The following is a 16,546-nucleotide window of genomic DNA, read 5'->3' on the forward strand; positions in this document are numbered from 1 at the left end:
TCATGATCGCATAACTTCCCTATTCACAGGAGAATTTTCGTTAATCGTTCACAAATTCCATATTTTTCTGTAACCCTTTCCGGAAATTCTCCCCCATTCCAATGCTTTCGCTTCGATTTCCTTGATGAATCCATCTTTACTATCCATGTATGATTTGATATCGGTCGGAAATCGTTGGGCTGACTCCTTTTTTAGCTCTCCATAGATCCTAGCCACTTCTGGATGTTGAATTAAATAATCTCGAAAGACCAGATGACGATGGACATCTGGGTGACCTTGGGCAAAAACATGAACATGATGGGTGCGTTCATCTTCCCCCTTGTTAAAATATCTCCGACCTGGGATCCCATATTCTCCCCACCCTTGATAACCAATTGCTTTCAAGTTCCCCGCAAGGGAATCCACTCGCTCAATCTCTCTTACCTCGATCAGAAAATCGAGTATCGGTTTAGCCGCTAATCCAGGGACCGAAGTACTCCCGATATGATGTCCTTCTACCCATTCTGGACCAAAAGCCTCTCGTAATTGTTCGCGCTCTTCTTGAAAGCCTTCCTTCCACTGGGGATCATAATCCACCACACGTACTCTTCTCATCAGCTTCTCTCCTTTCTTTCTCATGATGTCTATTCAATGAAGTCTAGAGTTGCAGATTGTAAGCTTCATTGTAGCCTACAACCAATACAAAACACCAACCATCTTATCCAAAGATGGTTGGTGTTTTTCGCCTATCCTATTTATTTACAGGGACATCCATCCCCAACCCGTTCTCTTCCTTTTCACAATCGCACTGACAACACCCATATATCGTACCTGCTTTGTCCGATTCCAGGTAGTCGATTACTTCGTCACAGGTCTTGCAAACCAGAACCTCCATCGGTCCACCCTCCCTGTAAGCGTTTTCATTAGTATGTATTATTTATTTTAATGTGATATACCAATGTTGTCAATAGGCGTGGATTAGAGATCAATGGGTTATTTCAATGCCCACTCCAATGCGGCTTCTGCATGGATCCGTGTGGTATCGAAAATTGGAACATTGGCATCCTCTTCATTTACAAGCAAATTTATTTCAGTACAACCCAGGATGATCCCCTCTACGCCTTCATCCACCAATCCTTGCATCACCTTCAAGTAACACTGTCTTGACTCCTCTCGTATGATTCCTTGACAAAGTTCCTCAAAAATAATGCGATGGATCTCATTCTGTTGTTCACGTTCAGGAACGATGGTTTCAATCCTTCGATGATCCCATAGTCTCCCTCTATACGTCTCTCGTTCCATAGTGAATTGGGTACCGATCAATCCCACTTTGCGGATATCTGCTTGGTGAATGCAATCCGCTGTAGCTTCCGCAATATGGAGAAAGGGCAATGGACACCCTTGAATAATCTGATCAGCTACTTCATGCATGGTATTTGAACAAACAATGATTCCCTCCGCTCCACCTTGTCGCAATAACTCCGCCGCTTCCACTATTTTTCCGCCCATCTCTCTCCATCTACCTTGTCGTTGCAGACTTTCTATTTCTGCAAAGTCCACGGAATAGAGTATACATTCTGCGGAATGAAAACCACCTAGACGCTTCTTCACCCCTTCATTCAGCAGTCGATAATATGTGGCCGTGGACTCCCAACTCATCCCACCAATTATCCCGATCCTTTTCATCGGTAACATCTCCCCTATTTTTTATAAGTGGATCCATTGTAATTGACTATGACTGGATTAATCAAAGAGGAGCGTAGATGATACCCTCCAAACCACATAAATTATCACTTTCTTCTTACCTACCTTCTCATATTACATCTATAAAAAAGAAGACTCCCATGAAGGAGCCCTCTTTTTTCCTCTCAGTATTCCTTACACTGTACTCTCTTTCCCACTCTCTATCTGCTTCTCCTTCTTCACCTGTTTCCAGAAGAAGAGCTCATACATCACTGGAATGATAATCAGGGTGAGGAGAGTGGAACTAGTTAATCCTCCGATAACAACAACCGCGAGGCCCTTGGAGATGAGTGTCCCTGTAGATGCGCTCAATGCCAGGGGTATCAAGGCAGCTATTGTAGCAAAGGCGGTCATCAGGATGGGACGAAGGCGTGTTTTCCCTGCTTCCATCAAGGATTCGTGAATACTCATTCCCCGTGCCTGGTTTTGCCCGACACGATCCACCATCACAATCGCATTGGTCGTCACAATACCGATCAGCATCAGTACACCGATCATCGCACTGATGGAGAGAGGCTCCCCAGTTAGATACAAGCCTAAGATTCCTCCGACAGGTACAAAGATGAGCGACGACAAAATGATGAAGGGAATTCTTGCTTTCCCAAAGGTGACCAACATGGTGAGGTAGACTAAGCCAATCGCAATCAGCATGGCGAGCCCCAACTCTTTAAAGGTTTTGGTCGTCTCCTCACTTCCGCTTCCTGCATTAAGTGAGACACCCTTGGGTAAATCCACCTTCGCTTTAACATCACTAATTACCTGTTGCGCCGCTTGTTGAACGTTCTTCCCTTCCACCTGTCCCGTTACCCGGGCATATACGTTGCCATCTAGCTTTTGGATAGCAGTCACACGATCAACTGCTTTTACATCAGCTACCTTCGACAGCTTAATCATACCGCTCTTACTTGGAACTTCTAGATCTGCTAAGTCTGATCGGGAATCCAAGGCTTTGTCATAGGTTAATTCCACATTGCGCTCTTTACCTGAGAGTTTCATGTCCTCAATGGTAACTGGGCGTGTGCGATCCGAGATTAGACCCATAACCGTAGATCCTGAAATTCCTTCTTTTGCAGCTTTTTCAGAATCAATCTGTACGACCCATTGCCGCTGTTTATCCTGGAGGTTATTGGTTACATTTTTCAAATCATCTCGATCATCCATCAACTTCTGTACATCTGAAGCAGCCTTTTGTAGCTTATCTGTATTATTGGAATAAAGGTCAATATCCACATTGGTGTTACTAGGCGGGCCACCGGATTGGAGTTCTTGCAAGGAGACGATTCCCTTTGGTGACTCCCCATGTACAATGCGATTGATCTCTTTTTCAAGTGTCTTCATCTCTTGATTAACATTGGCATTCTTTTTTAAGGTGATAAAGTAGTTTGCCTGGTTTTTCTTCTCCAGACCTGTCTGGAAATCTTGGCTGCCTACCCCCGTTGATACTGCCTGGATGGTATCCTTCCGCTCTGCTAATGCCTTCTCAATATCGAGGGAGACTCGGTTTGTCTTCTTTAAATCAGTCGATGCTGGCAGTTCCACCTTACCAATGATCGTTTTTTGTGTATCATCTGGTAAAAAGGTAAAGCCAAGACTTGGAATCAACGACAGCGTACCGCCCAAGATGAGGATCGAGAGAGCGATCACCCATCCCTTACGATTGAGGGAAGTACGAATCACTTTTGCATAATTCCTTTGCAACCAGGTTTCCTTCTTCTCCTCCTTCACTTTTGAAAAGGAGAAGCGACCCAAAATCGGTACGATGGTTACCGCAACCAACAACGATGCCAGCAGAGCGGATACGACGGTCAGAGCAAAGGGTTGGAAAAATTCACCCGTGACACCACCCACAAAACCAAGTGGGAGGAAAACCACAGCGGTGGTTAATGTAGAGGAAACGATGGCCTTTAACACTTCTCGAGTGGATTGTGCCACTAACTCTGTCCGATCCTCTTTTCCCTTGCCCTGTCGAATCCGGCGGAATATATTTTCGATCACAACAATCGAGTCATCGACCACCCGCCCCACAGCGACAGCCATACCGCCTAGGGTCATCATATTAAGGGTGATATCCTGCTGATTGAGGAAGATCGCCGACATTAGAAGGGATAGAGGGATGGAGACGATCGCGATAATCGTCGCCCGCACATTACGCAGGAAGAGCAATACAGCTAAGGAAGCAAACAATGCCCCATATAACCCTTCTCGGATCAGAGTATTGACAGAATCCGTAATCCCCTTGGCCTGTTCAAAACCGATTTCATACTTCACCCGGTCTTTATAATCATTGAGGACTTTTATTACTTTATCTGCCGTAGATACGGTATTGGCATCTTGCTTTTTAGTAATAGCAATCGACAGAGCATCTTTTTGATTAAACCGGGTATATTCTTCCCGATTCTTTACTACCTTCACCGATGCTATATCCGCTAACTTTACAGCACTCGCCTGGGAAGGTGCAGCTCCTCCACCTCCTTGGGGCATTCCCTGTGAACTACCCTGTGGACTACTTCCAGGTGCTCCCCCACTCCCATTGGCATTACCTGGAGAAGTATTTGGCGCCCCTGTTGTACCTTGTCCTCCAGATGGATCAATCCTTAGTTTTTTCAGATCAGACAGGGTATCTAGCTTCTCCTCTACTCGGACAGGTATGTTCAATTCATCTGCGGTTACTTCGCCAGCAGGCAAGGAGAAGCCCTTTGCCTCGATAGCATCCTTCACCTGAGCGAGGGTGATACCGCGTTTCGCCGCTTTCTTACGATCCAAGGTAACTTGGACCTTCTCCGACTTTGATCCACCAGCAGAGACTTCATTTACACCAGGAATCTTCTCTAGCTTTGGCTTGATCTCATCCGTAAAAATCTTTTCACCATTATGATTCCCTTTGCCATAGAGGGCGATGTTATAGATGGGAATCGAACCAAAGGAGAAACGATTCACCTCTGTCGATGCATCCTTTGGCAAATTTGCTTTTTGAACCAAGGTATTGATCTGGCGTTCCACATCATCCATATCCGTATCAAAGGGGAATTCCAGATTGATCACCGCAGTACTATCATGGGATGAGCTATCGATCTTCCGTAGCCCCTCCAATTTCTCCAGTTCCTTTTCTAGCGGTGTCGTTACTTGATCCTCCATATCCTGTGGAGATGTACCCGGATCAGTCGCTTGCACACTGATCTGAGGAAACTCGACATCGGGTAGTAAATCTACCTTCAATTCTTGAAAAGAAAAGATTCCAGCCACGATGAATAACGTAGCAAGTATTCCAATTGCGATCGGGTTCTTCAGACTAAATCGTGTCAGGAAATTCATCTCATTCGTCCCTTCTAAAAAGATCTCTTCACTATTTTAACGAAAGTAAAGAAAGAATCGCTCCGCCCCAAGGCGGAACAAACTTCCTTCCCTCGATTGAATAGCCCATCAATGCCCCTGAAAACGATTAGGCACTACGTATCCATCTCCATCATAACGGAAGTTGCGAGAAGAAATCCAAGTTTAATAAAAATAAAAAGACGGGACTCTTCTGAGTCCGCCTCACTTTATAATGATAGATGATTCCATCACTAGTGGTCTCTTTTTTAATCAGTCCAATTAATTAAAGGGTTAAGCCACTACCTTCTTCACCCGAATCCTTGATGCGGTTTGCCCAATCTTCTTTATCTGCGTCATCCATCAACCCTCTATCATTCAGATAGATGAGCACATACACTCCTTCTTTCGCCTCTATAAAACGGGTGTACCCATACGCTTTTTTTGATATAGAATCCACTTCAGCAAAAACATCATCTCCTGTCCCTTCGATAATTTCCCAATCATTCGCTTCCCAAAGGCCATCCTTAACTAATTTCGACATATACTTCTTAGCAAAAACTCCCAAATTACCATTAGTATCTAATTTTTCGAAGTTGGTGACTACAATAATTTCGTCCGTCTGTTCCTCTGCTACTCCCTCAGGTGTAATTAAAGTGGAATTGATTTGCATTCCGTCTTGAGCAGTAGTGCTATCCTGATCAGCCTGCTTCCAATTCTGATCATCCGTTTTCACCATAAAATTATTAACGGATACTTCCTTGTCATCTAATGCTGCTCCCTCTCCATCTTGAGCATTTTCAGGTAATTGACCATCCTGCTCAGGGTCTTCCTCCTTGGATGCTTCAGATTTCTTTTCCTTCTCCGATGTCTTTGTTGACTTGCTATCCGCTACTTTCTTTTTTTGCTCTGCTTGTACATCGGCCAATTTTTCAAGTACAAGGGAACAGCCACTCGAAAAAACCAATGCTAATATTGACAGCCCTGCTAACCAACTTCGCAACTGCAAAAAGAAACATCCCCTTTCCATTGGAAATAATTGCACTCTCCTTTTATCCTATTGTATTTAATTCGTATCGTCACTAGGTTAAAAGAACTAATTCGTAGGAAGATTTCCCTTCCACAAAAAGTAGGAGCTGGAATCCAGCTCCTACTTCCGATTTCTATCCAAAAATTTATGCGCTGAACTGTTCTTCCTCAGTAGAGCCTTTAAGAGCCGTGGTGGAGGAAGTACCACCGGTGATTGCCATAGAGACAGAGTCAAAGTATCCAGTACCCACTTCACGTTGGTGACGAGTAGCGGAGTATCCATGAACTTCATTAGAGAATTCTTTCTCCTGGAGTTCAGAGTAAGCAGCCATTCCACGATCTTTGTAACCAAGAGCCAGTTCAAACATGCTGTTGTTTAGAGCGTGGAAACCAGCCAAGGTAACAAATTGGAACTTGTAGCCCATTTCGCCCAGTTCATATTGGAACTTAGCGATGGTCTCATCATCCAACTTTTTCTTCCAGTTGAAGGAAGGCGAGCAGTTGTAAGCGAGCAGTTTACCTGGGAACTTCGCATGGATCGCTTCAGCGAAACGGCGAGCTTCATCCAAATCCGGAGTTGAAGTTTCACACCAGATGAGATCCGCATAGGGTGCGTAAGCCAAACCACGAGCAATTGCAGTATCAAGTCCTGCTTTCTGACGGAAGAATCCTTCTGCTGTCCGTTCACCGGTTAAGAACTCATGATCCCGCTCATCGATATCACTGGTGATTAGTTCCGCTGCGTTAGCATCTGTACGCGCAACTACAATCGTCGGTGTGCCCATCACGTCTGCTGCAAGACGAGCAGAAATCAGGTTCCGTACGGCTTGGGCGGTTGGGATCAACACTTTCCCACCGAGGTGACCACACTTTTTCTCAGATGCGAGCTGATCTTCAAAGTGAACACCAGCAGCACCTGCTTCGATCATTCCTTTCATCAATTCAAATACGTTGAGAGGACCACCGAAACCAGCTTCAGCATCGGCTACGATCGGAGCGAACCAGTCACGCTGTGCACCGCCCTCAGCATGTTCGACCTGATCGGCTCGTTGCAGGGCTTGATTGATCCTCTTTACTACGTGAGGAACACTGTTTGCAGGGTAGAGGCTTTGGTCTGGGTACATATGACCAGAGAGGTTAGCATCTGCCGCTACTTGCCAGCCGGAGAGATAGATCGCTTTTAGGCCTGCTTTTACTTGTTGTACTGCTTGGTTACCAGTCAAAGCACCGAGTGCATGTACATGATGCTCATCATGAAGGGAGTTCCAGAGACGCTTGGCTCCCCGATCAGCTAAGGTGTACTCGATAGGGAAGGAACCACGTAGTTTGATGACTTCTGTCGCGGTGTAGCCACGTTCAATTCCTTTCCAACGCGGGTTGGTTTCCCATTCTTTTTGCATTTGTGCAGCTTCTTGTTGAACAGTCATTTTATATCTCTCCTTATGTTATCCTGCGCAACTTGCGCAATGATTTCTGGGATACGCTATTGATGACGCTTTCATTCAGGCCCTGAGCCTTTCATAACCCGGCAAAGTCAGAAATTCGACGAATTCATCCGCCAAGGTAAGTTCCGTAAATAATTCCTTCGCCTCAGCGAAACGCCCTTTCACAAAGTTTTCTTCCCCAAGTCGTTCTTTGATGCGGGTTAACTCTTCCTCCACAGTGAGAAGGAATAGCTCCTTAGTTACGTCACGTCCATCATCCAAGATGCCCTTAGGATGACGAATCCATTGCCATACTTGGGCTCGGGAGATTTCCGCGGTAGCCGCATCCTCCATCAAATTATTAATTCCCACTGCGCCAAATCCACGCAGCCATGCTTCGATGTACTGAATCCCGACATTGATGTTATCCCGTAAACCTTGTTCAGTAATCGAACCTTCTGGTACCCGACACAGATCCTCAGCGGTTACTTTCACATCTCCCCGCTTTTTATCGATCTGGTTAGGGTAGAGCATATGTTTATCAAAAATCTCTCTTGCTACAGGCACAAGTGCCGGATGAGCAACCCATGTACCATCATGGCCATCAAGGGCTTCTCGTTCTTTATCCACACGGACTTTGTTCAAAGCCTCTTCATTTGCCTTCTCATCTCCCTTGACGGGGATCTGAGCAGCCATTCCACCGATACATGGTGCGTTTCGCTTATGACAGGTTTTCACTGCCAAGAGTGTATAGGCTCTCATAAATGGAACCGTCATCGTCACCTGGGAACGGTCTGGCATGATCACCTCTGGGCGATTGCGGAGGCGTTTGATGTAGCTAAAGATATAATCCCAGCGACCACAATTGAGTCCTGCAGAATGCTCCTTCAGTTCAAAAAGTATCTCGTTCATCTCAAAGGAAGCCATAATCGTTTCGATCAATACCGTCGCTTTGATAGTACCCTGAGCAATTTTCAATGTATCCTGGGCAAAGGTGAACACATCGTTCCAGAGGCGTGCCTCTAGGTGACTCTCTAACTTCGGAAGATAAAAATAAGGTCCAGAACCCTTATGAAGAAGAGTTTTTGCATTATGGAAGAAATAAAGCCCAAAATCAAACAGTCCAGCCGGAACTGGCTTACCATCCACTTCTACGTGCTTTTCATCTAAATGCCATCCCCGGGGACGAATCAAGAGGACAGCTGGATTCTCTTTTAGTTCATACCGCTTCCCGTTAGGAGCAGTAAAATCGATCTGCCGATTAACAGCATCTCGCATATTGATTTGCCCTTGGATGCTATTCTCCCACGTTGGCGAGTTCGCATCTTCAAAGTCAGCCATAAAGATCTTCGCTCCGGAGTTCAGGGCGTTGATCACCATTTTCCGATCCGATGTGGGGCCAGTAATCTCTACACGACGATCCTTAAGATCATACGGGAGATCAGCAATGTGCCAAGAGCTGTTACGGATCTCTGCTGTTTCCGGAAGGAAATCAGGTCCCTTTCCTGTATCAATCTCCTGCTGTCTCTGCCTGCGTTTTTCGAGTAACTCATCCCTGCGGCCACTAAAACGGCGAACCAACTCAGCGACAAAGGTCACCGCCTCCGGGGTGAGGATATCAGCAAAATCCTTGGTAACTTCCCCTTTGACATTTACATGAGCGGGAAAAGAGGGTGTTTGCGTGCTCACGGGTGCTTTCACTCCCTCGAAAAAGATCATTTGATGTCATACTGTTTAAGTACAGAAACCATCTTTCGACTTGTATTATATAACAGTACAATTCAAATTGACAATACTTTTTTTCAATTCAAAGTATATCGTCACTCCAACCGCCCTTAACTCTGCTCTAGTACAGATTAAAAATATCCTTCTTCCAGACTTTCGCTGACTGAAAGTCCACTTTTATTAATGGGGGTGTTAAGACAATGATTTTTAAATTCTGACTATTGAAGAGGAATCTCCGCACTCTTGAAAAAGAACACATGGTAACTTAACCTCAACAAAAGGGTTTGATGCTGCTCCAATCTCACCTTTTGAAGATCAAAATCCACTAGAGTGTCATAGGAGGAGTCACATGACGGAATTTTATTCAATTGTTCTTATTACTATTTTGGCAACGATGAGTCCTGGGCCAGACTTTGCAATGATTACGCGAAATAGCTACCTGTATGGTCGACCTTCTGGGTTGTTTGCAGCCTTGGGAATTAGCTTAGGTGTACAGGTTCATGTGTTGTACACTATCTTTGGGATTGGTTTGATAATTTCCCAATCTGTCATCTTGTTTACCCTTATCAAAGTGGTAGGCGCCATCTATCTCATCTTTATTGGTATAAAAACATTTATCAATCGTGAAGGTCTCCGTATTGATTTACAAGGAGGCAATAGCTCCCTTTCATCCTTCTCCTCATTGAAAAATGGTTTCTTAACCAATGCATTAAATCCCAAAACCACTCTATTTGTTGTTAGCACCTTCACCCAAGTAGTAGATGCTCATACACCCTTAGCTATCCAGTTTGGCTACGGACTATTGATGTCCGTCGTTCATTTCATTTGGTTTGGATTGGTTGCTCTCTTTTTTTCTCGGGAACAATTTCGCAAGAAAATCATGTCCTATCAGAAAGCTGTCGATCGAGGCATCGGGTCGATCTTAGTTGCTCTAGGCATCTCTTTAATGTTTGCAAACCTATCTAATAGGTGAATGAAAGAATTAAAACGCCGAAGGTCTCCATGATGAGAACCTTCGGCGTTTTATTTTTTACTTCGGTTGTTGTTCTCTTCCTTGAATATACGTCCATTTCAAGGAATATTCAGGGCCAATCGGCAAGCGATACAGTTGTTTCACATAGGGCTTTTGCACGTAAGCTTGGGACTCATAGAAGAGGGGAGACACTCCCGCATCATCCATGACAATCTTTTCCGCCTTGACTAAATCTTCGTTTCGTTGTTTTAAATCCTTGGTTACCTTCGACTTTTCCATCAAACGATCAAAGTCAGCGTTGCTCCACCGACCGAAATTAACTTGGCTTTGGGAGTAACCAATCTCCAAAAAGCTCATGGGATCATTATAGCGACCGATCCAGCGCACAAGGGATAGATTAAACATCCCTCTTTGTTCCGCCGCAAGCTTTTGTTTTATCGCTCTTGGACTGATACTTACATCAATACCGAGGTTATTTTTCCACTCGTTCTTTAAAAATAGCGCAATTTTTTTTCGATCATCGTCATTTACACTTAATTGAAGGGTCGGCGGAGTTGAAATTCCTAACTCCTTCATCCCTTCATTCAAGAGTTGCTTTGCTTCTGCTGCATCATAATGCGTAAGGGTTCCGGCATCTTTGCGGAACGTCTTACCATGGGCGTCATCAATACCGTCTGGAACCATTCCCTTTGCAGGGCGTGATCCATTTTTCATTACGCCATTAACCAACTCATCCCGGTCAATAGCAAGACTGAGTGCCTTACGAATTTTCTTGTTTTGGAAGAATTTCATCCGGTTGTTAAACACCAATAAGAACGTGGCCCCGCGGTCAACAGATTGGTACTCATTCCCACTTTGGAACGCTTTCACAAGTTTATCGGAGAGAGGAGATAGATCAGACCTATTGGAGGTGTAATCATTCATCGCACTGACAGAGTCACTAACGATTTTTACGTCTGCCTTCTCCAACTGCACCGTTTTTGCATCCCAGTAACCTTTGTTTTTCTTATACTGATATCCCTGTTCGTGTTTCCATTTGGATAAAATAAAGGGCCCATTGTATACCATCGTATCCTTGTTCGTTCCATACTCTTGTCCATACTTCTTTACAATATCTTGTCTTTGAGGTAAATACGCTGCGGACGCGAGCATACTCAAAAAATAAGGAGTCGGGTAACGTAAATTCACCTGCAAGGTACGATCATCCAATGCTTTTATACCCAACGTTGTTTCTGGGAGTTGCCCTCCATAATAGGCCTGCGCATTAACAATAGGAAAAAGAATAACAGCAGATTGCAATTTTAAACGCGGATTGAGAGCCCGTTTCCAAGCATACACAAAGTCCTGGGCTTTCACTGCTTTACCATCACTCCACTTGGCGTTCTTACGAATCTTGAAAGTGTAAGACTTTTTGTCCGCACTCACCTTCGGCATCGCTTCTGCCATAGCCGGTTGGGGCTTATTATCCTTGTCCAGCCGCATTAAACCTTCCATCACATTGTTTAATACATTGAAGGAGCTACCATCCAAAGCCGTAGCACTATCCAAGGTTGGTGGATCTGCTTCGGTAGTCATCCGCAGAACCTGCTTCTCCTTCTCCTCTTCTGCAGGCGCAGCCTTCTTCTTATCTCCCCATCCTAGTGAGTCTATCAATCCACATCCTGATAACATCGTAGCTACGGTAAAGATTACGACCGTCAGTACGACTCCCTTTTTTTTCAATCATCGTCCCCCCTTGAGCTGAACGGAACCGGTCCCAATCGACCAGTAATAAATCTTAGCAAACAGAATATTTGCTAGAAGATACCTTTTCAATTATAGTGCAATCACATCAGGTAAGAAAGAGTAGGTTTAATTAGTTTTTTCCTTTTTTGCACATCAAAGAAGGATAGGGAAAATAACCGAAAACCAATGAGATATGGTATAGTATGGCTGAAATCCTTAAGGAAGGAGGTTAACTATGCACCGAACACACTCGATCTTTACACTCTTGATTCTCATTGGATGTGCCCTCTTTATAGGAAACATCTATTGGCCCAAGGGAAATGGTTCTCCAAAACCCTCTGTAGAGCTCACTGTACTTGCAGCTTCTAGTATGACCGATACAGTCACCAAACTAGCCTCTCTATATGAGAAGGAACATCCCGAAATAAAGATTCTCCCTACCTATGCCTCCTCTGGTACCTTACAAAAACAGATCGAGGAAGGAGCTCCAGGGGATCTACTACTCTCCGCTGGAGAGCAGGAAATGAGGAACTTGATACAAGCTCATCTGATCAACAATCGCCTACATACTAACTTACTTACCAATCAATTGGTCCTCATCGCTCCATCTACTAAATCGAAGATAAAAAGATTTGATGATCTAAAGCGATCATCTATCCAACAAGTGATCATCGGCCAACCTAAAACAGTACCCGCAGGTCGCTATGCTAAGCAAACGTTAACCTCTCTTAAATTAATGGACCACCTCCATTCCAAAATGATCTTCGCTGGGGATGTCCGTCAAGTATTGGCTAGTGTCCAAACGGGAAATGCAGATGCAGGCCTTGTCTACCTCACGGATACCCTTGGTCAAATGAATATCCGCGTAATCGATTCTGCTCCACCAAAAAGCCATGATCCGATTCGCTATCCGATAGGTGTCATTCGCAACACAGAACACCCCAAAGAAGCAAAACAATTATACAAATGGCTGCAAAGCAAAAAGGCTCTCCAAGTATTTCATCAGGCTGGATTTCAAACCTTGAGGAAGCCGTTTTCTCTATGACAACACACTCTTTTTGGTCTCCTATACTCATCTCATTAGAAACAGCGATCCTCGCCAGTAGTCTTGCTTTTTTGCTTGCTATCGTTATCGCTTGGTGGTTAAAAGATAGATCCTTTCCAGGTAAGACGCTTTTAGAAACCTTTTTTCTTCTCCCATTAGTCTTACCCCCTTCGGTTGTAGGGTTTGGACTTTTAATGATTTGGGGTAGAAGAAGCCCCTTGGGAAAAATGATAGAGGACGTGTTCCAGCAGCCAGTAGTATTTACATTCCCAGCCACTGTCATTGCAGCTCTCGTCGTAGCTTTTCCCCTCGTATATCAAATCGCAAAAGTTGGCTTTACCAGTGTGGACACAGAACTAGAGGATGCTGCTCGCTCGATGGGCGCCCATGAGGGACAGGTCTTCCTCTACGTCACCCTACCTCTTGCCTGGCCAGCCCTAATAACTGCCTTTCTCCTAGGATTTGCCCGAGCACTTGGTGAATTTGGAGCTACCTTAATGTTCGCAGGCAATATCCCAGAGAAAACGCAAACGATCTCCACCGCCATCTATCTAGCCGTCGAAACAGGAAATATCAACGAAGCCTTCGCTTGGTCTCTTTTCGTCGTTCTATTTTCCTTTTTACTACTTAGCCTCAGTCGCTATCTCCATCGGTAGAGTGACAGATTACCAAGCAAAAGGCGCAAGTATGGATACCAGCGCCTTTCTTATCAGATGATATGTTTCAACTGATCAACCTTCTTCATTGGTAATTACTTTTTTGCCTCGGTATTTTAAAACTAATGGAACTGCGATCCAAAGTAGCGCCAAAATGAGGAAAGCCAAAGAAATCGGATGGGTAAACAGCACACTATAATCTCCATTGGAATTGGTTAATGCACGTCGTAAATTATTTTCAATCATCGGCCCCAATACCAAGCCCAGTACAAGTGGGGCGAGGGGAAAATCGTTTTTTGCTAAAAAGTAACCGATTACACCAAAAGCAATTAGTAAATACAAATCAAAGGTAGTCACCTGTACTGCATATACACCAAAAACCGAAATGGCAATAATAAGTGGAAGCAAATATTTTGGAGGCGTCTCTATGATTTTAGCAAACACTTTTACCAACGGCATATTGAGAATTAATAACATTAAATTCCCAATAAACATGCTGGCAATCAATCCCCAAGCTACCTGTGGATGATCCTCAAATAACAGGGGACCTGGTTGCACATTATACATAATTAAAGCTCCCATTAAGATCGCTGTCGTTCCAGAGCCTGGAACACCCATCGTTAGCATGGGAATCATCGCCCCACCCGAAGCAGCATTGTTCGCTGATTCAGGTGCCGCCACTCCTTCGATCGCACCTTTTCCAAATTGATCTGGATGTTTGCTTACCTTCTTTTCAATGAGATAAGAAAAAAACGAAGCTAACGTAGCTCCTGCTCCCGGCAAAATTCCAATGAAGAAGCCAAGTAAAGATCCCCTCGCAATCGGAGCTGCACTCTTCTTTAGATTTTCCTTACTCGGAATCACCCGTCCCACCTTCGCAATTTTCCCCTCAGTACTCTCCCGTTCTAAAATGGATTTAAACACTTCACCTAGTGCAAATAACCCAACTGCAATCGTTAAAAACTCCAAACCCTGGTATAAATAGGGAATATCGAAAGTGAATCTAGCTACCCCGGAAACATTGTCGAGGCCGATCGTGGCCAATAAAAGTCCAGATACAGTCATGATTAAAGCCTTAGTTAGAGATTTACCAGCTAAACCACTCACAGCACATAAGCCCAAAATCATTAGTGAAAAGTATTCATTCGGTCCAAATTTAATGGCCAAATCAGACAGAGGGCCCGCGAGAAATACTAAAAAGATCAATGAGACGATTCCCGCTACAAATGAGCCAATGGCCGAAATCGATAGAGCCGCTCCCGCTCTTCCTTGTTTAGCCATCTGATAGCCATCTAATGTCGTTACCACAGATGAGGATTCACCCGGTGTATTTAAGAGAATAGATGTAGTCGATCCTCCATACATCGCCCCGTAGTATACACCAGCTAACAGGATAATCGAACTCGCTGCGGCATCTTCCGGTGACGCTCCACTGGTAAGGGTTGATGTAATCGGAATTAATAAAGCCACTCCACTCATCGGCCCAATACCGGGCAAAACACCCACGGCTGTGCCGATTAACACACCGAAGAAAGCATAAAATAGATTTGTCCATTGAAATGAAACCAAAAACCCTTGATACAAAAATTCCAATGTATTCATACCAGCACCTCCTCAATTAAAATAATGGAAAAGAAGGTAGAACTCCCTTCAATACATTGACATAAAGGTAGTAGACGCCACCCGAGAAAAACCCTGATACAAGAATCGTCGAAATCCATTTCCCACGTTCCATCGTTTGAAATGTAATGACAAGGAAAATAAAAGTACTCAAAATATAGCCTAACCATTCTAAACTTGAGGCGTAAAAAAGAACTGCTACGATAACGATCAAGAACCTTTTCCAATCAAGTGTAACCTTCTCCTGTTCATTTGCTTGATAGCGAAAAGTTTCATAGAAAAGTCGTATACTTAGTAAAACAAGAAGAATACCGAGTCCAAAAGGAAAGACATCAGGTCCTACACCACTGCCATAAGCAGTAGTAGAAAGGCTTTTACTTGCTACAATAAAGAAAATGCCAACAAGTACAAATACTATGCTAGCCCAGCGGTCAAAGGTACGGTTTATCATAGAATCCCACCTTTCTTATATAGAATGTTTGATTTGCTCTACTTTCTCGATTTTATGTTTGAGTACTTTGCCGATCAGAACAACGAATATCGCTAAGGAAATGGGTAAAATATAATCGAATCCAGAAAATATATGATGCAAATACCCACCAATGATTTGATCTCCCATGACCATTTCCCCACTGATATAGCCCAGCAAAGCAGCTCCCAATGTAACGATAATGGGAACCTTATTCATTACCTTCATCAATATATGACTTCCCCAAATAATAATGGGGATGCTAATGATCAATCCGATAATCACGATAGAAAGATTTCCTTTAGCAGCTCCCGTTACAGCAATCACATTATCTATACTCATCACGACATCAGCAATGAGTATGGTTTTAAAGGCATCAATCAAGTTATTACTGCTTTTTACGGAAATACTTTCATCTTCACCCTTTAATAAACCCATCGCGATCCAACAAAGAATGATTCCAGCTATAAACAAAATCAGTGGTATCTTTAACACCCAAGCGGCTATAAAAGTCAGGATGATTCTTAAACCAATAGCCCCAGCACTCCCCAAAACTATCGCTTTTTTCTGTAGCTTGGGATCTACATTTTTACAAGCAAGGGCAATCACAACGGCGTTATCTCCACTCAATATCACATTCACAAAAATTACTTGCATCAAATTCATCACAAAATCAATCGACATTGACACCCCCCATATGAGACATTTTTTTCATCATAAACACTCGTTTTTGAAATAGGTAGTTTAAATTAATAAGTTGAATAAAACTCATTCCATGCCCTTTTGTTCATTTTATTCACAAACAGGTATGGTCACACTTTCGTTCTGTAATAACAAAAGTTTGATAAG

At 43.8% G+C, this 16,546-nt stretch carries 14 protein-coding genes; 3 read left to right on the plus strand and 11 right to left on the minus strand.

Annotated features, from left to right (window positions below):
- Positions 1 to 48: 48 nt before the first annotated feature.
- The 7 genes from BLV90_RS10035 to aceB form a co-directional block, all read right to left on the minus strand.
- Positions 49 to 594, minus strand: a complete 546-nt coding sequence (locus tag BLV90_RS10035) for a GrpB family protein (protein ID WP_091740145.1) — start codon at positions 592 to 594, stop codon at positions 49 to 51.
- Positions 595 to 730: 136 nt separating this feature from the next.
- Positions 731 to 874, minus strand: a complete 144-nt coding sequence (locus tag BLV90_RS15970) for a GapA-binding peptide SR1P (RefSeq protein ID WP_143035035.1) — start codon at positions 872 to 874, stop codon at positions 731 to 733.
- Between the two features lie 98 nt (positions 875 to 972).
- On the minus strand, positions 973 to 1,665 hold the full coding sequence (locus BLV90_RS10040; protein ID WP_091740148.1) for an aspartate/glutamate racemase family protein: 693 nt from the start codon (positions 1,663 to 1,665) through the stop codon (positions 973 to 975).
- Between the two features lie 192 nt (positions 1,666 to 1,857).
- Positions 1,858 to 5,034, minus strand: coding sequence for an efflux RND transporter permease subunit (locus tag BLV90_RS10045; protein WP_091740151.1), 3,177 nt, complete (start codon positions 5,032 to 5,034; stop codon positions 1,858 to 1,860).
- Between the two features lie 283 nt (positions 5,035 to 5,317).
- Positions 5,318 to 6,040: a hypothetical protein gene (locus BLV90_RS10050; RefSeq protein ID WP_091740154.1), complete on the minus strand. Its 723-nt coding sequence runs from the start codon at positions 6,038 to 6,040 to the stop codon at positions 5,318 to 5,320.
- Between the two features lie 166 nt (positions 6,041 to 6,206).
- Positions 6,207 to 7,487, minus strand: a complete 1,281-nt coding sequence (gene aceA, locus BLV90_RS10055) for an isocitrate lyase (protein WP_091740157.1) — start codon at positions 7,485 to 7,487, stop codon at positions 6,207 to 6,209.
- Between the two features lie 75 nt (positions 7,488 to 7,562).
- Positions 7,563 to 9,173, minus strand: coding sequence for a malate synthase A (gene aceB, locus BLV90_RS10060; RefSeq protein ID WP_245726315.1), 1,611 nt, complete (start codon positions 9,171 to 9,173; stop codon positions 7,563 to 7,565).
- A 385-nt stretch (positions 9,174 to 9,558) separates the two neighbouring features.
- Here aceB and BLV90_RS10065 point away from each other — a divergent pair, with 385 nt between their 5' ends.
- Positions 9,559 to 10,182, plus strand: coding sequence for a LysE family translocator (locus BLV90_RS10065; protein ID WP_091740163.1), 624 nt, complete (start codon positions 9,559 to 9,561; stop codon positions 10,180 to 10,182).
- A gap of 57 nt (positions 10,183 to 10,239) precedes the next feature.
- Here the strand turns inward: BLV90_RS10065 and BLV90_RS10070 are convergent, their stop codons facing one another.
- The gene (locus tag BLV90_RS10070; RefSeq protein WP_091740166.1) at positions 10,240 to 11,904 is read right to left on the minus strand and encodes a peptide ABC transporter substrate-binding protein; all 1,665 of its coding nucleotides are present in this window, start codon (positions 11,902 to 11,904) and stop codon (positions 10,240 to 10,242) included.
- A 238-nt stretch (positions 11,905 to 12,142) separates the two neighbouring features.
- Here BLV90_RS10070 and modA point away from each other — a divergent pair, with 238 nt between their 5' ends.
- Together modA and modB are read left to right on the plus strand one after the other, a co-directional pair.
- A complete protein-coding gene (gene modA / locus BLV90_RS10075; RefSeq protein WP_091740168.1) occupies positions 12,143 to 12,952 on the plus strand; it encodes a molybdate ABC transporter substrate-binding protein in 810 nt (269 codons plus the stop codon).
- Positions 12,949 to 13,608 (plus strand): molybdate ABC transporter permease subunit, encoded by a 660-nt coding sequence (gene modB / locus BLV90_RS10080; RefSeq protein ID WP_091740171.1) that lies wholly within the window; start codon positions 12,949 to 12,951, stop codon positions 13,606 to 13,608. The genes modA and modB overlap by 4 nt, the downstream gene beginning before the upstream one ends.
- A gap of 75 nt (positions 13,609 to 13,683) precedes the next feature.
- On the opposite strand, the gene BLV90_RS10085 is transcribed toward modB, so the two are convergent.
- The 3 genes from BLV90_RS10085 to BLV90_RS10095 are packed head-to-tail and all read right to left on the minus strand — an operon-like array spanning position 13,684 to position 16,381.
- Entirely contained in the window at positions 13,684 to 15,210 is a 1,527-nt protein-coding gene (locus BLV90_RS10085; RefSeq protein ID WP_091740174.1) for a tripartite tricarboxylate transporter permease, read from the minus strand.
- Between the two features lie 16 nt (positions 15,211 to 15,226).
- Positions 15,227 to 15,676 (minus strand): tripartite tricarboxylate transporter TctB family protein, encoded by a 450-nt coding sequence (locus tag BLV90_RS10090; protein WP_091740302.1) that lies wholly within the window; start codon positions 15,674 to 15,676, stop codon positions 15,227 to 15,229.
- Between the two features lie 18 nt (positions 15,677 to 15,694).
- Entirely contained in the window at positions 15,695 to 16,381 is a 687-nt protein-coding gene (locus tag BLV90_RS10095; protein ID WP_091740177.1) for a TerC family protein, read from the minus strand.
- Positions 16,382 to 16,546 lie beyond the last annotated feature (165 nt).

It is taken from the genome of Marininema mesophilum, from assembly GCF_900106775.1.
Lineage (GTDB): Bacteria > Bacillota > Bacilli > Thermoactinomycetales > DSM-45169 > Marininema > Marininema mesophilum.